The 16,985-nt window shown below is 47.4% G+C and carries 15 protein-coding genes; 5 read left to right on the forward strand and 10 right to left on the reverse strand.

Annotated features, from left to right (window positions below):
• Positions 1-294: 294 nt before the first annotated feature.
• From ACQ5DJ_RS09510 to ACQ5DJ_RS09525, 4 genes are all read right to left on the reverse strand, one after another.
• A complete protein-coding gene (locus tag ACQ5DJ_RS09510) occupies positions 295-1,170 on the reverse strand; it encodes a pentapeptide repeat-containing protein (RefSeq protein WP_429842237.1) in 876 nt (291 codons plus the stop codon).
• A 63-nt stretch (positions 1,171-1,233) separates the two neighbouring features.
• Entirely contained in the window at positions 1,234-2,997 is a 1,764-nt protein-coding gene (spoIIP, locus tag ACQ5DJ_RS09515; RefSeq protein ID WP_429842238.1) for a stage II sporulation protein P, read from the reverse strand.
• Positions 2,998-3,230: 233 nt separating this feature from the next.
• Complete coding sequence (locus tag ACQ5DJ_RS09520) at positions 3,231-4,175, reverse strand: GNAT family N-acetyltransferase (protein WP_429842239.1); 945 nt, start codon at positions 4,173-4,175, stop codon at positions 3,231-3,233.
• A 377-nt stretch (positions 4,176-4,552) separates the two neighbouring features.
• The gene (locus ACQ5DJ_RS09525; RefSeq protein ID WP_174225480.1) at positions 4,553-4,762 is read right to left on the reverse strand and encodes a hypothetical protein; all 210 of its coding nucleotides are present in this window, start codon (positions 4,760-4,762) and stop codon (positions 4,553-4,555) included.
• Between the two features lie 167 nt (positions 4,763-4,929).
• On the opposite strand from ACQ5DJ_RS09525, the gene ACQ5DJ_RS09530 reads away from it, so the two are divergent.
• The gene (locus tag ACQ5DJ_RS09530; RefSeq protein ID WP_429842240.1) at positions 4,930-5,463 is read left to right on the forward strand and encodes an acyl-CoA thioesterase; all 534 of its coding nucleotides are present in this window, start codon (positions 4,930-4,932) and stop codon (positions 5,461-5,463) included.
• Between the two features lie 122 nt (positions 5,464-5,585).
• Here the strand turns inward: ACQ5DJ_RS09530 and ACQ5DJ_RS09535 are convergent, their stop codons facing one another.
• The gene (locus ACQ5DJ_RS09535) at positions 5,586-6,083 is read right to left on the reverse strand and encodes a GNAT family N-acetyltransferase (protein ID WP_429842241.1); all 498 of its coding nucleotides are present in this window, start codon (positions 6,081-6,083) and stop codon (positions 5,586-5,588) included.
• 39 nt (positions 6,084-6,122) lie between these two features.
• Between ACQ5DJ_RS09535 and ACQ5DJ_RS09540 the strand changes: the two genes are divergently transcribed.
• The gene (locus tag ACQ5DJ_RS09540; RefSeq protein WP_429842242.1) at positions 6,123-6,305 is read left to right on the forward strand and encodes a hypothetical protein; all 183 of its coding nucleotides are present in this window, start codon (positions 6,123-6,125) and stop codon (positions 6,303-6,305) included.
• Positions 6,306-6,356: 51 nt separating this feature from the next.
• On the opposite strand, the gene ACQ5DJ_RS09545 is transcribed toward ACQ5DJ_RS09540, so the two are convergent.
• Entirely contained in the window at positions 6,357-9,269 is a 2,913-nt protein-coding gene (locus ACQ5DJ_RS09545) for a WG repeat-containing protein (protein ID WP_429842243.1), read from the reverse strand.
• A 203-nt stretch (positions 9,270-9,472) separates the two neighbouring features.
• On the opposite strand from ACQ5DJ_RS09545, the gene ACQ5DJ_RS09550 reads away from it, so the two are divergent.
• Positions 9,473-10,534, forward strand: coding sequence for an AI-2E family transporter (locus tag ACQ5DJ_RS09550; RefSeq protein ID WP_429842244.1), 1,062 nt, complete (start codon positions 9,473-9,475; stop codon positions 10,532-10,534).
• A gap of 50 nt (positions 10,535-10,584) precedes the next feature.
• On the opposite strand, the gene ACQ5DJ_RS09555 is transcribed toward ACQ5DJ_RS09550, so the two are convergent.
• Positions 10,585-11,469: an NAD(P)-dependent oxidoreductase gene (locus ACQ5DJ_RS09555; RefSeq protein ID WP_429842245.1), complete on the reverse strand. Its 885-nt coding sequence runs from the start codon at positions 11,467-11,469 to the stop codon at positions 10,585-10,587.
• A 192-nt stretch (positions 11,470-11,661) separates the two neighbouring features.
• On the opposite strand from ACQ5DJ_RS09555, the gene ACQ5DJ_RS09560 reads away from it, so the two are divergent.
• Together ACQ5DJ_RS09560 and ACQ5DJ_RS09565 are read left to right on the forward strand one after the other, a co-directional pair.
• Positions 11,662-12,360 carry a cyclic nucleotide-binding domain-containing protein gene (locus tag ACQ5DJ_RS09560; RefSeq protein WP_429842246.1) on the forward strand — a complete coding sequence of 233 codons (699 nt, stop codon included), beginning with the start codon at positions 11,662-11,664 and terminating at the stop codon, positions 12,358-12,360.
• Between the two features lie 23 nt (positions 12,361-12,383).
• Positions 12,384-12,812 carry a DMT family transporter gene (locus tag ACQ5DJ_RS09565; protein ID WP_429842247.1) on the forward strand — a complete coding sequence of 143 codons (429 nt, stop codon included), beginning with the start codon at positions 12,384-12,386 and terminating at the stop codon, positions 12,810-12,812.
• A 23-nt stretch (positions 12,813-12,835) separates the two neighbouring features.
• On the opposite strand, the gene ACQ5DJ_RS09570 is transcribed toward ACQ5DJ_RS09565, so the two are convergent.
• The 3 genes from ACQ5DJ_RS09570 to ACQ5DJ_RS09580 all read right to left on the reverse strand — a co-directional run bounded on the left by ACQ5DJ_RS09570 (position 12,836) and on the right by ACQ5DJ_RS09580 (position 16,759).
• Positions 12,836-13,948, reverse strand: a complete 1,113-nt coding sequence (locus tag ACQ5DJ_RS09570) for an aminopeptidase (RefSeq protein WP_429842248.1) — start codon at positions 13,946-13,948, stop codon at positions 12,836-12,838.
• Positions 13,949-14,051: 103 nt separating this feature from the next.
• On the reverse strand, positions 14,052-14,663 hold the full coding sequence (locus tag ACQ5DJ_RS09575) for a response regulator (RefSeq protein ID WP_429842249.1): 612 nt from the start codon (positions 14,661-14,663) through the stop codon (positions 14,052-14,054).
• The gene (locus tag ACQ5DJ_RS09580) at positions 14,660-16,759 is read right to left on the reverse strand and encodes an ATP-binding protein (protein ID WP_429842250.1); all 2,100 of its coding nucleotides are present in this window, start codon (positions 16,757-16,759) and stop codon (positions 14,660-14,662) included. Before ACQ5DJ_RS09580 ends, ACQ5DJ_RS09575 begins: the two co-directional genes overlap by 4 nt.
• Positions 16,760-16,985: the final 226 nt, after the last annotated feature.

Genomic DNA, 16,985 nt, shown 5'->3' on the forward strand with positions numbered 1-16,985 from the left:
TGAGACTCACGATAGTTAATACGGAAAAAGCTAAAATGTATTAACAACATTTTTCTAAGATCGGAGGAAATGACATAAGGTCCGAAAAGGGTAGCGGTAGTCGAAGTAATCGAAATCGTTGGGTTGCATTCAAATCCAAACTTGTAAAAATGCATCTGGACTTGGAGGTAATCAAATGACTGGTTTCCTAGAAATCGCCAGCGCCATGTTTTTCTTCATGCTTTGCAGATACTTCTTTTCAAATACAATAGCAAAAAGCAGGTTGTCAACGAATGACATCCTGCTTTTACATCTTCATGCTTTGCTTATAGCCCAGTGCGGTGGACGCGTGAACAAAGGGGGCAGCTTTGTGCTTGCATCGCCCTTCGCCCCGTTGAGCTGAACCTGCGTGAGAAACAACGTCTCGGTCAAGTTCGCACCGCTCACATCTGTATCGCGAAAATCTGCACCAATGAGGTCAGCTCCCCGCAAATCTGCTCCTCTCAGATCAGCAGCAATCAAATATGCGCCGCGCAAATGGGCTCCTCGTAAATCAGCGCCTTTGAGCTTGGCACCGATGAGATCAGCGCCCCGGCCATAGTTTTTTCCTTGCTTGCCCCCTTTGTACTTGGCAACTGCGTCCTTACGTACCAGTTCACTTGTCTGCAACAATAGTTCGTTCACTTTTGCTCGATGCAGAGTAACGTCCAGCTTTAGGATGTCCTCAGGACTGTGATCCGTCAGGCGCTGTGTCTCCTCCAACGCCTCCTTCAATGCCGGATGGAGAGATTCGGCAGCTTGCTTGGTCAACGCATCCGTTATATACCAGAGCAGCTCATGAAGCTGCCACATGATCGGAAATACTTCGTACATTTGCTTTGCTGATCCTGGTACTGCACGCCAATCTTGGCCGCCATAAGTGACTTGAGACACCTTTTGGCCAGCTCCAAAACAATCGTAGACAGTACAACCGCGAAAGCCTATCTTCCTCAGCTTTGTGTGAACATCACACCGGAAGTCTGCCTGTAAGTTACTACAGGGCTTGCCCGCGTCTTTATTGATGCCAAAATCAGAGGAAGCAGCAAAAGGCAATGCCACACAGCACAAGCCAAAGCAGCTTTCACAGTCACCTTGAAGATGACCACGACTGTTATCGTCAGTCGAGTGTATGTGATCTTGATCCGTAGCCATAAAATTATCCTCCTGGAAAAAAACACGATTCTCTCGCTTCTGGCGAAAAGAATCGTGCTACTTTTAGTTAAATGCGATTTGAGATTCGATCAGGTAATTCCCGAAGACTTCAGCGAAGGCCTCTGCTGTATTATAGCCTTCTTCCAAGGTGTTGTTCGTACCACCGAATTCCAAAAGCAGGGCTCCCTCGGAAATGGACTGATTGTACACCCCGTTCCCTTGATTTGAACCTTTCAGGATAATCCCCCGCGACAAACCGGGATAAGAGGCTTCCAGACGGGCGTTCAGCTCTTCCGCCAGCTTTTTGTTCGCCAGATGGTTCGGATTCGCTGTTCCGATTACAAACAGCATCCGGGAGTAGGTTTTGCCATTGATCGTGATCGCTACCTTGCTGCGTGGCTCATCACTGTCCCGATGAATATCGAAAATGTACTGCAAGTGCGGACTGGTTGCAGCCGCTGCTGCTACCGCCTTATACGATTCGGAGTAAGACATCGAGTAACTTTTATTTTGTTCCCTCAATTTCTGGGCAAAATCGTCCTGGCTCGCCATTGCCGAAATGCCTCTAGCTTGCAACAGCTCACCCAGCCTTTTTCCAACAAGCGTGATGTTGATCTCAGGATCATCTACCGAGCTCCCTTGTTGGTTCCGAGCAACATTTCGCCAAGACTCACGGTTATGGGTGTGATAGATATACACTTTCTCGTTTCCAATCATCCCATTGTTGTACTCGTACGTTGCACCTGTCGGTGGCAGCGTACCAGCTGGTTGAATCTTCTCTACGATCCACCCCGCGATATAGACGGTCGAATTATCTGCCAGCCTGATGATGTACCAATCTCCCATTGTCTGCACAACCGGGAATACTTGTCCGGGTTGAACAGTTCCGATTATTGCATGCTCAGTTGAGGGACCGTTGCGGATGTTCGAATCTGGATTTTTGACGCGAATCTGTAGTTCTTGTACCGGGGCGGGCGTTGGAATTGGAGCTGGCGCAGGTGCCCCCGGTGTTGGACTCGGCTGTGGCTGAATGGCCCCAGTCTGTTCGGTTGGATTGAAAATATAGGCATAGGTACCGTTAAAGTTAATGGTGTACCAGCCATTTGCATATCCGTAATGGTTAATCGTCATCCCGCCGTGGATTTGACCAATGACGGTACCAAGAATATCTGGCTGCGCATAAACTTCATAGCCTTCTGTTAATACGATTGTCCCTTGCTCGAATCCACTCCCTGTATTGGATGGGAGTACAGGAGGGGGCGGTGCTGGCATTGTTGTCGGATCTGGGAATGGTACTGGTGCTGGTTCTGGTACCGGAGCAGGCGCTGGTACCGGGGCTGGTTTTGGTGCTGGTGCCGTTGTCTCTGTCAAGAAACTGGCTTTCACCCAGCCGTTCTTTTGATCAGACAGCTTAATTTGTGCCCATTCCCCTTGCTTTCTCATTTGCAAAAACACACCGTTTTTGTCGATGATCTGCAAAATTTGTGCAGTGGCATTTGGTTCTGCCCGAACATTCAGCATGTCCACATTGCTTTTGACATATTTGATCTGTGGAACTTCTATCATCTTCACATACTTATTATTGACCCATCCGGTATTGCCGTTCGGCAGCCTTACCTGAGTCCAATCTTTTTGCTGTTTGGTGATTGGCAACCGCGTGGCTTTTTTGAGTGTTGCAACGATCTGGGTAGTCGTACCTGGCTCGCTTCGAATATTTAACTGATCGACCGCCACGTCTACATGGGTGGCCGCTCGCGCAATGGACAGAGGCATCAGCAAAATCAGGAAGAAAACAGCTAGCAAGCTGACATTTACTCGTAAAAGCAAGTTCCTCGTTCCCCTCTGTTTTTTTCGTATTTTTGGAAAAACTAGCTAATAGAAAGAACTTCTCGATTCGTCCGCATATTCCTTCATGTTTTGACATCTTTTGCTGTCAAAAGAGCAATAACTTCACGATCATTCTATCTCCTGAAAATAGTGACGTTTTTGCTAGAAAAAAGTTACAGAAAAAAGGATGAAGCGACAAGCTTCACCCTTTTTCTTTCTTCTCTATTTCGTTCCTACCATTTCGCTGCCCAAGCTTCTATCTCCACTTTGAGCGAAGGGACTGCCAATGCCGGGACGTAAGACATGGTCATCGCTGGCGGTGTCCCCCCGTGGAACTTCTCCCACACCTGATTAAAATGCTTCCAATCCATCTCTTCGGTTGCCCATATATTAATTTTGATGATATGGTCAGCAGATACTGACTCACTTTCAAAATTGCGCAGTATGTTCTGTAGCGTGTTTTCTACTTGGTCTTTCATATCTGTCGGCAGCTCTCCATGAAGGTCCATTCCTACTTGCCCAGAAAGTACGAGCAAATCGGCCCCTTTTGGAACGGCCGTCAGATGTGTATACGGTCCCATAGGCGGAGCAACTGTGCTAGGATTCTTGCGCTGAACCTTGGGCTTCACCTGGTCGGTTTGTTCTTCTTTGACGATCGCCAGAGTTTGATGATCTTCCCACCGACCATTGATTTTCACGTTTTTCTTGGCAATCCCTTCCTTGTGAAAACCAGCTTTGAGCAGCACCTTGATCGAGCCAATATTATGCGGCATCACTCCTGCTTCCAAACGGTGAAGACCTAATGTCTCGAAGGCATAGTCAACGACGAGCCTTACTGCTTCGGTCATATAACCTTTTCCATTATGCTCTTTATCCAGGAAGTAGCCGATCCAGCAGCTTTGCAGATTATCTCTGACGACCTCTGAAAGGATGACTTCCCCAATGATTTCATCCTGTCCTTTTTCCGCAATGACAAAGACGTACCCTCTGTCTTCTTCTTTTAAAGCCATCGAGCTCTTGATCCTGTCGATTTGTCCTTCCAGTGTGTAGAACGCCTCTTCTCTCGTCCCTGTGAAGTTTTGAAAGAAGTCTCTGTTTCTCACTTCAAGCGCCAAGAGGCTCTGTGCATCCTCTTCCTGTACCAGTCTTACGTAAATGTTCTCTCCGTTTGCTTGCATACAATCCATCTCCCTTTTTCGAAATAAAAAAACACCACAGGAAATCCTGCGGTGCCCTAAAAAGAAAACCACAGGAAGCGACCTGTGGCATTTTTCCACTGTATCCTGATGAATCCACTACATCAAAGGATGGTCGCTATATCCATTTTTGGACATACTTCTCCCGTGATTTAGCCAGATCAAAGAAAACAGCGGTAGAGTATCCAATTCCTTTTGACAACGACATTAGTGATCTTTTTTTCATGTGGATACCCTCCTTTCCGCTGTTTTCTCTGCATACCATTTCGATATAGAGACGGTCGTAGCAACAACCGTTACATTATTATCCATGTATTACTCCACAAGTATAGTGGCAAATGACGTTCGTGGCAACAGCATTAGTGTCTCTTTTTTCCGTTTCGCCAAAGCATATACACATTCGCAATAGAGGTCAGTACAAGTAGACCCAACAGGATATTTGTGACTATCAATGTGTTCGTCAAATGCTGAATGGGTGCATGAATAACAGATAAAACGCTCATCAGCTTGTTCGGAATATCATTAATCGAGGCGATAAGATTATTGAAATACTGCACATAGTCCCCCAAGCCGGAAAACCTCCTCTCGCATACCTTATCCCGTCCATAGCCTTTGATAAATTTCGCCAGCTTACTCCAACGAAAAGGAATAGATCCATTTTTTTGTGGAACAATGAAAAGGAGAGAAGATTGTCATCATTCATAATCCGATTGCAAGAAAGAAGGGAGCTACCTTTATGACGATTCAACGTTTTGTTCGGGAGTCGCGCACATTCAAAGCAAGCCACGTGTTGCCTCCGGATACGAACAATCACAATACGCTGTTCGGCGGCAGGCTGATGGCGCATATCGACGATGTTGCTGCGATCTCTGCCATGAAACATGCCCGGGGACTAGTCGTTACCGCTTCTACTGATTCCGTCGACTTTTTGCAGCCAATCCGGGTGGACAATGAGGTTGCACTCGAAGCCTTCGTCACATGGACGCATAACACGTCGATGGAGGTCTTTGTCAAAATTGTTGCGGAGGATTTGTTAACGGGTATTCGGACAGTCTGTGCTACGTCGTTTCTCACGTTTGTGGCGATTGGCGAGGATGGACGGCCGACACCCGTGCCCAAGGTCGTTCCAGAAACAGAAGAGGAAAAATTCTTGCATGATGGTGCTGAAAAGCGAGCGGAGAAACGGAAAGTTCGTCGCAAGGACAATAAGCATCTCGCGGATATGCTCGGAACGAGACGTCCTTGGGAGCCGTTATTGAACACCCCGTAACGCCAAAAGTCCCCTTACCTTTTTACAGGCTGGGGACTTTTGACTGTTTCTATCCTACTCTTTGTACGCCCACTTGAAATCAACGACACCAGACTTCACATAAAACACCAAATATTCATTTATTAGACAACGTTCTGGCGATAGTGAAGAAAGTCATCCCTTGTTTCCGGCTCCATGTCATAGGGCTCGAATCCATTTTTCAACAACACTTTTTGCGAGGAGATGTTATCTGTTGTTGTTTTGGCACAAATGATTCTGACAGCCAATTGGGGAACGTGCTCCGCTAAAAAGACCTTCAGTGCTTGCGAAGCCATTCCTTTACCAGCAGTATCCTCCCCGACCCGATAACCGAGATGTCCGATTCCTTCGTCTTTCTCGATGTCTACCAAATTCATTCTGCCCAAGATGTCACCCTGGCTGTTTTTGATGAGGCCAAAAAACGAGATTCCTTGCACCTGCTCGTCGAGTAAGGCTTGCAGACCACGTAAGAAATGGTCATATTGGTAGTAAGCGTCTCCCCGACTGGGAACTGATTTTTCAAAAAAAGCGCGATTGCGCACTTCAAATTGAAACAAGCTGGCTGCATCTTGTATGCTTAATTTTTCGATAGTAATCATCATAGGTAGGTATCCTTTCTTGAATCGAGGTGGAAATTTCATATGACTGTTGCTTATCTAGAAGAAGGTACGTTCATCGCCTTTATTGCCTTTACGATATTTTTCTTTGTCGCTTACAAGCTCGATCAGATTTCGTTTGTCTCGTTTATTGTCACCTCGGCGGTCACGGCTTGCGTTCACGCTTCCTTTTATTGGTTAATTGTAAAATATTGGCCGTTTTTTTAATAGCACAAAAAAAGGCGCAGGATGAACATCCGCGCCTGTACGTTTATCTGCTCACAGCTTCGCTTCATAGGCCGCAAGCAATTGAGCCGCTTGCTTGTTGTACTGGTTGACCAAGCCTTGAATGGCTTTTTGCCACTCAGCTTGTGGCAGCGGGATTGATAGTTGATCTACGGGCTTTCCATTAATGACAAGTGCTGTAGTGAGCATTTGCTGTTGTACTGGACTGAGCGTAGCCACCGTTAATACCTTTGGCTTGAGCACTTTCTTTCCTTTCAGGGAACGCATGAGCTCTGTCATTAAGATGTGCTGATACTCTGTGTACAAATCCATCGTCATGTAATAGCTCATTCCGCCTCTCTCCGGCACAATTCCCCGCTTCAGTGCCCATTCCATCACCTGTGGCGTCGTCATCGCTTGACTTGTTTTTCCTGTCGCCATGAAATAAGCCACTCGGAACATATCTTCGTCACTCATGACAGTACGTTTCTCATTGGCCTTGATGACTCCCGTGGATACCAGCTCAGTGACTACTGCCTGCTTTCCTACATCCTTCGGTAAATTCAAATAAAGTGCCAGATTGGTAAAAAACTTGCTCTCGCTGTTTCCACCAGATGGCCAGCTATATGGTTTGTCGAAATCAATTAACTCAAGTGGACTTTGTCGCATCAAATCTAAGTAAGCAGAAAAGGAATCGAATGTTATCGGACGATAGGAGACCACTGGTTTTTTCGTCAGGAATCGGGTCGCAAACAGCTCTTGCCCACCCTGATCCAAATAACCGAACTGGTCTTTTGTCGTGAACACATAAGGAGACTGACTACCAGCAGGGTTCCACAATTGCAGGAATACCTGTTCAGCCGGCGTAATCGTCTCAAACTTGGCACTTGTCAGCACCTTGCCATCCATAGACAGAAGTCCGCGCAAACCCGTCTTTTTATCCTCATAAACGATGGCAGTCTGCTTTCGATTTGCTGCAATCAAAAACTTCAAAGACTGATAATCCCCCGTACTCAAGCGCTGTAGCTCTGATGAGTATACATCCCATCCGGTACTCGTTTGAACGAATAGCTTATCGAAATCGCCATTGGACAGATAATCTGTCACGCCTGTGAGCTTATTTACGAGCTGATTTCCTTCTGGTGCCCATATATCCATGGTGCCGTCTTCACGTGCGGCTATCACGATCTTGTGATCCTGCAGCATTCTTTCCGTTACATCGCGATAAATATAATCGCTTACGACTTGAAGATGCCCGCCATCGGCCTTGATCATCGCCATACCGGCAGCCCCCGCTCTCACACTCGTGGTGTATACGGAGTCAGCCACTTTGATCAAGCTGAGAGGCGGTCCATCGTTGCCAGACTTCCACATCGCGACTTTGATCTCAGTAGTCAACAGCTTGCCCTCTGGGGTATACAGATCGGTCCAATCTTGATCCATTGCAACGATAAGATTGGTATCGGAATCCATGTAGACAGATTGGTAGAGCTTGCTAATCGGTTGGTTGGTCTTACGGTCCACGATCATAACGCCTTTTCCAGGTTGATAAATGGTCGTCAAATCATCGGACAACGGTATTGGATTACCAGTTTCTTGCGGTTTCCCGACGGAATTGTATCGCAGCACCTTTCCATTCGGCTCAGTCACCAGCACCTGACTCGATGCTTCCTCGTAGCGAATGACTCGATTCTCAACAGGGGGCAGGACCAAGCCTTCATCTTCAGAATAAAGTCCGATTTTTTTTCCGTCCTTAATGCTAAGCATGCTGTAGCTGCCCAATGTCACATACGAGTCGAACCAAAAATCAGGCTCCTTGACTTCTTTTCCCCAGCCTGGGAGAATCGCTTTTTTCCCGTCGCTACGAACGAGCAAGCGTGCAGCTGGCGGACCTTCAGCCCGCGGATAAGCAAAGGGGATAACCGTCTCTCCCCCGACTTGGAGGACGCCGTACAGATTCGTTTTCGGGTCCTGTCCCAGCACATAGCTGCCATGCAAAAACTCGGCACCTTTTTTCAATGGATGTGACGTACCCTTGGACCTGGAATGAAAAGTGATGACATCTCCCGACACCGTGTAGTACACATCCGGGTTATTGTATTCGAACCCCACTTCTTTATATATGGGCTCTGCCAGCATCCGCCCGTCTTTCCACAGCCCTTGTCCTTTGGGCCCCATCACCTGAAAGTACCCATTATTCCAAATATAAATCGCGGTGTATTTGGGTTCGAGTACGTACTTGCCATTGCGATCAATCAAGCCTTCTTTTCCACCGGATCGAACCTTGAGATACGCGGTGTCTGGACCGCCTTCGTTCGGAATCAGTTCTGCTTTTCCCAGCGCGAACAATTTTTTTCCGGAAGCAGGATCATACATGATGAGTTCTTTAGGAGTAGTCGCTACGACATACGGCTTTTTCTCCGCTTCTCTATTTTCCGTCTGATCAGGAGCAACCAATCGAACCATCGCGAGCTTGCCCGCAAATGGCGGAATCAGGACCTTGCCATTCGTATGGAGCAACATAGATGATTTTCCCAGCAGCATGATCGCCGTCCCCTGCTCTTTGGACAAATCATACGGATGCGCCCCTGCAAACTTCATGGTCGACAGCTTGTGCGTCGTTAAATCGATGTATTGGAACCAGCCGCCTTTTTGAACAATCGCGATATTTTTGGAATCGGGAATGTCAATGTTATCCCATATCGCAGGGGTTATTTCTTTCCCGGTTCGTGCGTCGAGAATTCCTTTTTTACCGCCCTTTGTTACGATTATATCTTTCGAAGATAGCTGAAAATCCTCATAAATAGCCTGTGTGACCAGCTTATTACCGTCTGTAAAACCGATCTTGTAGTCTGTTAGATACGGCTGAATCTGGGAAAACGTAGCAGCATGGACAGAAGAAGTCCACACACTTGCCCCGAGTACGACAGCGGTAACCAGACTGATGGTTTTCGTTTTTATGTTCATTGGTGATTGGCCTCCCTTGGGAAACATTCCCTTCCTTTGACGCTACGTAGGGTGAAATAGTTTCGATGCCCTTTTTCAAACAACTGGAACCTTTTCTTACAGTCAACTCGCTTTTAAGCGTGCTATAATTGTTCACACCGACGCAGTATAATCATCGTATACGGATGGGAGTGCTGAAAAGAGCACTTGGAAAGGATGTTCCCATGAATTTCTTTGCTGCCGCCTTGCAAAAGCCGGATGTAAGACGATTTGGGATTTTGGCGTTGTTTTGTTTGTTGCTTTACTCCTTGGGAAGTATGCTGAACATGGTTTTGCTAACTTTTTTAGTTACCTATTTAATGAATCGGCTGCATCAATATCTCACACGTCTCACACACAAAGTCGTGCCGATCCATCCCAAGCTGATTCTCATTTTTCTCTATATGTTGCTAACGTTCTTTCTCGTTTTCGGTGGGATGAAAGCCATTCCGGCACTTATTCACCAAACCGGACAATTGTTCCACGTCATCGAGCAAGTGTACCACCAAAATCAGAACAATGAGTTTGCCCCCTATCTGATGTCTGTTGTTGGGAAGCTAGATATGAAGGGCATCGTTCAAGGCAGCCTTGATTTTCTCGCAGTGGTCAGAAACGTAGGGTTCAATGTCTTTCTGGCGATTATTCTGAGTCTGTTTTTCCTGCTTGGCAAAGACAATGTCGTTACGTTTACCGCTCAATTTCGCACGAGCAAATTATCCTGGCTATACAACGAAATCGCCTACTTCAGCCAAAAATTCATCCTGACTTTTGGTAAAGTAATCGAAACACAGCTGTTGATCGCCTTATTCAATACGACCTTTACTGTCATCGGTCTATGGATCATGGGCTTTCCAAATCTTTTGGGACTCGCGATCATGGTCTTCATCCTGGGGCTCATTCCGGTTGCAGGTGTCGCCATTTCCTTGATTCCGCTCAGTGCCATCGCCTTTAGCGTCGGTGGTATCGCAACCGTCGTTTATTTGCTCGTTTTCATCATGTTGATTCATGCGCTTGAGGCATATGTGTTGAATCCTCGCTTGATGGCAACGAAGACTCACTTGCCGATCTTCTATACGTTTGTCGTCCTGATCTTTTCCGAGCATTTCTTTGGAGTATGGGGACTGATTGTCGGAATTCCGTCCTTTGTTTTCTTGCTAGACATCTTAGAAGTGAAGAAAATGGAACAACCCCCTACCAAAAATAGATCCGTCCCAAAAGATGTACGAGATGTACAAGTCAACACGTGACGGATGGACATAGAGAAGGAGCCCCTCGTGAAAAGGGCTCCTTTTTGTCTTTACTTGCCTTCAAACCATTTGATCAAAGCTTGCGTGCCGCTATCTGCCTCGCCATTTGCTGCCAGTTCTTCATAGAGCGATTTGGAGAGCGCGAGTCCTGGTGTCATCAGCCCCATTTCCTCCGCTGCTTCCAATGCAATGCCCATGTCCTTGATAAAATGTTTGACGTAAAAGCCAGGTGCGAAGTTGCCCGCGATCATGCGCGGTGCCAGATTCGACAGCGACCAGCTGCCTGCGGCACCCGCTCCAATGCTCGTCAGTACTTTCTCCGGGTCCAGACCTGCTTTTTTCGCATACGCGATCGCTTCACACACACCGATCATGTTCGTGGCAATACAAATTTGGTTGCACATTTTGGTATGCTGACCTGCACCTGGTCCGCCCTGCAAGACGACGTTTGTCCCCATGATCGTAAACACAGGCTCCATCGCATCAAATACTTCCTGATCGCCACCAACCATGATGGTCAGTCGTGCTTCCCGTGCTCCCACATCTCCACCGGAGACAGGCGCATCCAGAGAATACAGATCGTGCTTTTTGGCTTCCTCATAAATATGTTTCGCCAGCGACGGCTTCGATGTCGTCATATCGATCAAATAAGTGCCTGGCTTCGCATTTGCCACAATTCCGTCTGCGCCGAGATACACTTCCTCGACATCAGATGGGTAGCCGACCATTGTGATGATGACGTTTGCCTCTTTTGCCAGCTCACTGACCTGTTCCTTCCAGATCGCACCGGCTGCCAGCAAATCTGCCGCTTTTTCCTTTGTACGCGTGTACACCAGCACTGTATATCCTGCTTGCAGAAAATGGTTTGCCATGCTTTTCCCCATGACACCCGTTCCTACAAATCCAATGATTCTTTCACTTACAGGCAAAGTCATGTGACCCACTCCTTCGTTTCTCTCTTTCCTACTTATCTCGACAATTGTACTTCTCGAATCTATCCGAATATTCCTGCTACGCGTCTTCTGTGTTTAAATGAAAAAAAGGACATATGTCCTTTTTTTTCGCGCGCAAATACCTTTTACTAAAGAGGGTATAGCCTGCAAGCAAACTAGCAGGAGGCTTGATAGATGAAAGAACTTCACGACCGCACCCTTTTGCATTCGCTGGTGCAAAATAGTCCCTTGCCCGATATTTTTGATGCCATTACCCTTCATGAAATGCGCCTGTATCAGGCTGAGAAGGGTGATATCCTCTGTTCGAAGGGCGATCAGCTTCATCACATGTACTTCATTCTGAAGGGAAAAATCAAAATTTTCACGACGCTCCCTAACGGAAAATCTTTGTTGCTGCGCTTTAACAATCCACTGGCGATTATCGGAGACGTCGAGTATGTCACACAATGCGAGGTCCGCAATACGGTTGAGTTTGTCCATCGCAGTCTCGTGGTCAGTCTCCCTTTCAAAGTTTTGCAGGAAAACTACCAGAGTCACCCGCCTTTTTTGCAATTCATTCTACATAAAATCAGTCACAAGCTGCAAACATCATCGAACTCAACCAGCCTGAACCTGTTGTATCCCGTTGAAAATCGCTTTGCCAGCTATTTGCTCTCCACGTTGTCCAGCGACACAGGGTCGACTGCTTCCGAGGAGCTAAAGACGGCGAAGCTGACAGAAGTTGCCGAGCTGTTGGGTACCAGCTACCGACATTTGAATCGGGTTATCCGCAATCTTTGCGCCGCATCCGTGATTGCACGCAAAAAAGGCGCACTGATTATCAAGGATCGAGAAAAAGTCAGTGAGCTTGCGAGCGGAAACATCTATGAGTAATCAACCATATAGGAGGTCATATTGTGCAAGGCATTCTTTTTTCGTTACTCGCTGGCGTTTTTATTTGTCTGCAAAGCGTGTTCAATGCGCAAGCCAGTACAAAGCTCGGACTGTGGCAAACCAATGCGATTGTTCACGCCTTAGGCTTTCTTGTATCGTTCGCGATCTTTCTCTACGTTCGCGATGGCGATTGGAAAAGCATCGGGGAAGTCAACAAGGTGTATTTGCTTGGAGGCGTTTTCGGGGCGCTCATCGTTTTTAGTGTGATGAAAGGCATTACGACCATCGGCCCTGCCTACGCCGTATCGATTCTACTCATCTCCCAATTACTCGTCGCTCTTCTCATTGATTCTCTCGGCCTGTTCGGCTTGCAAAAGGTTCCGATCACATTGAACAAAATCATCGGAATCGTCATCATGATCGCAGGCGTAATGGTTTTCAAATTCAAATAAAGGAGGAGGGTTATCGCCCTCCCCTACAGAATCAATTGCTCCGGATTCAGCCCCAGCAGCGCCTCATGCACAAACCTTCCATCTTTTCGAATCAGTGCATCGTCAAACCAGATTTCGCCGCCACCGTATTCCGGACGCTGAATGCAGATCAGGTCCCAATGAATCGCGCTGCGGTTGCCGTTATCCGCCTGATCATAGGCACGACCCGGTGTGAGATGGAAGCTGCCGGCGATTTTTTCATCAAACAAAGTATCGCCCATCGGGTACAAAATGTACGGGTTAAACGCAATGGCGAATTCACCGATGTAGCGTGCACCTTCATCCGTGTCCAATATTTCCGTTAGCTTGTCCGTATGGTTAGCGTACGCCTCGACAATCTTTCCTTCCCGAAAAGTAAACCGGATGTTTTCAAATGTCGTACCTTTGAAATTGCTGGGCGTATTGTAGCTGATCGTCCCGTGAATCGAATCACGCACGGGAGAGGTATACACTTCGCCATCGGGTATGTTGCGTTTGCCTACCGCTGTCCGCGTCCCAATCCCTTTGATTGAAAACGCCAAGTCTGTCCCCGGTCCCACGATGCGCACCTTGTCCGTTTTGTCCATGAGGTCGTACAACGGCTGGCACGCCTCAGCCATTTTCTGATAATCGAGCGAACATACGTTGAAATAAAAATCTTCAAACGCTTCTGTCGTCATGTTGGCCTTTTGGGCAAGGGCTGAGGTCGGGTAATTAATGCGCAGTCCCGTAATTTGATTGTCGACATAATGAAAAATGGAATCATACGCTTCTGCGTACAGGCGGTACTTCTCCTGCGGAACATCCTTCATCTCACTGTCATTCGTCTCGCCATGAATTCCGATATAGCCTTGTATGCCAAACCACATGTCCTTTTCCAACTGAACGGTCTGGGCAAGCTGCTCTTCCGTTAGCCCTTTCAGCCATTCCCGCTGGATCTTTGGCCGTACAAAGCGCAGGTGGGGATACGCTCCCTTCGCATACAGCCGCTTCACCAATTCTATTGCCAGCGGTTCTCCTTCATCCACGACCATGATCATAATATGCTGTTTGGCTTGCACATCTAGGCTGTACGAAATTAAGTTGTCTGCTATTTTTCCTAGTCTTTCATCTCTCATCGCGCACGCATCCTTTCCGGATTTTGATTACTCTTCCAGCATAACGCGCGTTTGTCAGAGGAATATCATCGGAAAAATCGTGAGAGCCACCCAAAGTTAGGGCTCACGTAAAAAAGCCGAACTGAGTTGCGAGCATAATGGCATGTGTCCGGTTTTTGGCACCGAGCTTGCTGAACAATTGGTTGTTGTATCCTTTGACAGTACCAATCGATATTTGATAATGCAGTGCGATCTCCTGATTCGTATACCCGGCTTTGATCATGTGAAGCATCTCCCGCTCTCGTTTGGTCAAAGGCTCAATCAGTCCTTTTGGCGACAACAAAGCTTTGCTGTTTTCTCCCTGCATGCTCCTCCTGCGCAAATGCGCCTTCACCCGTGATATCAACAGATTGGGATCAAAGGGCTTGGTCACATAATCATCACCACCAAGATCCAGGCCAGCAATCATATCCTCCGTGTCATTTTTGCAGCTCAAAAACAAGACAGGCACATGAATTCCACTCTGCCTCCATATTTGACAAAGTTCTAGACCCGATCCATCCGGCAGCAAAATATCAAGAAGGACCATATCCGGCTGTTCAATCAGCATCACGGCCTGCGCTTGTCTCGTATCCTCTGCCTCTCGCACCTGAAAACCACTAGCCTGCAAATAGAGCCTGACCAATTCACGAATGCTCTCATCATCTTCTACCAACAGGACTACCTCGTTGCTCATCTCACCTTCTCTCCTCCCTCTTCACTCTCTTCCTTCCAGTGGACTGGAAGCGAAAACCAGAAGAGACTTCCCTCTCCCGCTTTACTCTGTACACCGATTTTCCCGTGATGATTTTCGATAATTTCTTTGGAGATGGCCAGACCTAGCCCCACTCCTGCCGTCCGCAGCTTTCTAGATTCGCTCCCCCGGTAAAATCGATCAAACACAAAAGGAAGCGCCTCTTGCTGTATTCCGGCCCCTGTGTCTATTACCTTGATCGTTGCCTCGCCTGTCCCATCCAGAGCAAGCTCCCACTCCACCTGTAGCTTGATGACCCCGCCTGGTGCCGTATACGCTTGCGCATTTACAAGCAAATTGCTCATGACCTGCTCCAGGCGAATCGGATCAGCCACCAGCAAAAGCTTGCACTCCGCATCTGGATCCTCCTGTGCTTCCCACATAAATTGCAGCTGTTTCTCCTGCATATCGAGTAAATGCTTCTCGTACAAGCCACGGAAAAATCCAACTAGTGACAATGGCTGAAAATGAAAGCGAAGCTGCCGCGACTCCATCTTGGACAACTCAAACAAATCCGTGATGATTCGATGCAAATAGATTGTTTTTTCATAGATGATCCCCAAGTATTTCGGATCATTCGGCTTGACCACACCGTCAATCATCGCCTTGATGAACCCTTGAATCGACGTGAGCGGCGTCCCCAGTTCATGCGAAATATTGGAGAGCAGCATGCGCCGTGACTCCTCCATCCTTTGTAGCTCCTGATTCTTGTCCGCGAGTGCCTGTGTCCGTTGCAGTACTTTTTGCTCCAACCATTCATTTGTCTGCGCGAGCTCTTCGGAAAGCTGCTCGACATGGGCAAAGGAGCGGGCGAATACCATGGACAAATTCATCATTTGGGTGAGTAAAAAAACGAGCAAGCCGAACGGAATTGCATTTTCAAACGGAGACAGATGTGCGTAAAACAACACTTCATTGACGACTGCGGTAAAAAATACGAGGAGACCGATTCCATTTAAGACAGAGCCTGGCTGTTTTTGAACGATGGCCCGTCCATAAACGAAGAGCATGTAGCCATAGTTAAGCAACAAATACGCTTCTCCTACATAAATCCATTCTGTATAGATTCTAGCAGGGGTAAAAAGCACGAAGAGAATAAAGAGAAGCCCTGTCCAGACGCAAGCTCTCTGAATGAAACGATTAAATAATGCCCGATACTGCGAATGGACAAAATAAGCGAGCATGATCAGCGTGAGAAGAGAAGATATGTACTCCAGCTTGACCACCATTTCCCATGGGATCTGCGGAAACAAGCTAACAGCCATCGTCTCTCCCAAAAATAAGATGCGGACCGCGACCGCAATACTGACTCCACAGAAATAGAGAGTCGAACTCTCTCTTTTGCGTGTCATATACAAACCGAAATGATAGATGCCCATGACTAACAAGGATGCCGCAATCATGCCTGCGTAGATAATGTTGGCTTCACGCTTCCGCATAATTTGCTCAGCATGCCCCAGCTCAATGGCTTCCCACAGGCCACCTTTTCGCTGGACAAAATTAGAGACGTGAATAACAAGCTCCACTTGTGGTTGATCTGGTTGAAACACGACGACCTTGGGATAATTTTTGGGGGTCATACTCGCTAAATCCTCACCGACTACACCATTTTCGGCCACAGCCTTGCCGTTTATCCACAGTTTGTAGGCCGTTGCGACGCTGGGCATATAGAGTGCGAAGGGTCTTTCTGACTTTTGCTCATCCAACTGCATGAGCAGTCGATACGTAGCGTATCCCTGATTGGATATATCCGTTCGATTCCCAGCCCCCTGCTCCCAAGATGAAGGTACTTGCATGTACTCTTGTACGGAAGCACGAGATTCAAAATGACCTGGGGCGAGGAGCTGCCGCCAGTAAAAACTCCATTCCCCATCCAGCCAAATCGTGTCGCCGTCTTCCCAATCCACGCCACGCAAATCTATCACGCCTTGTTTGGCCTGTGGTGATTGTTCCACGGCATTAGCGAATGGCGTCACGGCGAGCATCCCGATCACCATGATAACGACAAGATTGCATAGACTTACAAACCACTTGCTCATGGAGGCACTCATCCTATTTGAAATATTCTAACGTTAGCATAGTATGAAATCGATTGAATCAAAACCCCTAAGTTGTTGTCCTCCTGGCTGTAGTGGTCGGGAGAAGCCCTGCCACATGTTTTGCACGTTTGTACAAAGAAGTTTTTGAGAGCATTGCATTGCACTGTATTCACCTTCTACGATTTGCTTTCAAACAAGAACGAGCAGCTGCGTAGAAGAAGCGAAT

Source organism: Brevibacillus sp. FIR094, from assembly GCF_050477165.1.
Taxonomy (GTDB): Bacteria; Bacillota; Bacilli; order Brevibacillales; family Brevibacillaceae; genus Brevibacillus.

Excerpts from the sequence above, each read along its gene's own strand:
- ACQ5DJ_RS09550 (WP_429842244.1), top strand. The coding sequence starts at position 9,473 with ATGAATTTCTTTGCTGCCGCCTTGCAAAAGCCGGATGTAAGACGATTT.
- ACQ5DJ_RS09560 (WP_429842246.1), top strand. The coding sequence starts at position 11,662 with ATGAAAGAACTTCACGACCGCACCCTTTTGCATTCGCTGGTGCAAAAT.
- ACQ5DJ_RS09575 (WP_429842249.1), bottom strand. The coding sequence starts at position 14,663 with ATGAGCAACGAGGTAGTCCTGTTGGTAGAAGATGATGAGAGCATTCGT.
- ACQ5DJ_RS09570 (WP_429842248.1), bottom strand. The coding sequence starts at position 13,948 with ATGAGAGATGAAAGACTAGGAAAAATAGCAGACAACTTAATTTCGTAC.
- ACQ5DJ_RS09530 (WP_429842240.1), top strand. The coding sequence starts at position 4,930 with ATGACGATTCAACGTTTTGTTCGGGAGTCGCGCACATTCAAAGCAAGC.
- ACQ5DJ_RS09520 (WP_429842239.1), bottom strand. The coding sequence starts at position 4,175 with ATGCAAGCAAACGGAGAGAACATTTACGTAAGACTGGTACAGGAAGAG.
- ACQ5DJ_RS09545 (WP_429842243.1), bottom strand. The coding sequence starts at position 9,269 with ATGAACATAAAAACGAAAACCATCAGTCTGGTTACCGCTGTCGTACTC.
- ACQ5DJ_RS09535 (WP_429842241.1), bottom strand. The coding sequence starts at position 6,083 with ATGATGATTACTATCGAAAAATTAAGCATACAAGATGCAGCCAGCTTG.
- ACQ5DJ_RS09540 (WP_429842242.1), top strand. The coding sequence starts at position 6,123 with ATGACTGTTGCTTATCTAGAAGAAGGTACGTTCATCGCCTTTATTGCC.
- ACQ5DJ_RS09510 (WP_429842237.1), bottom strand. The coding sequence starts at position 1,170 with ATGGCTACGGATCAAGATCACATACACTCGACTGACGATAACAGTCGT.
- ACQ5DJ_RS09555 (WP_429842245.1), bottom strand. The coding sequence starts at position 11,469 with ATGACTTTGCCTGTAAGTGAAAGAATCATTGGATTTGTAGGAACGGGT.
- ACQ5DJ_RS09580 (WP_429842250.1), bottom strand. The coding sequence starts at position 16,759 with ATGAGCAAGTGGTTTGTAAGTCTATGCAATCTTGTCGTTATCATGGTG.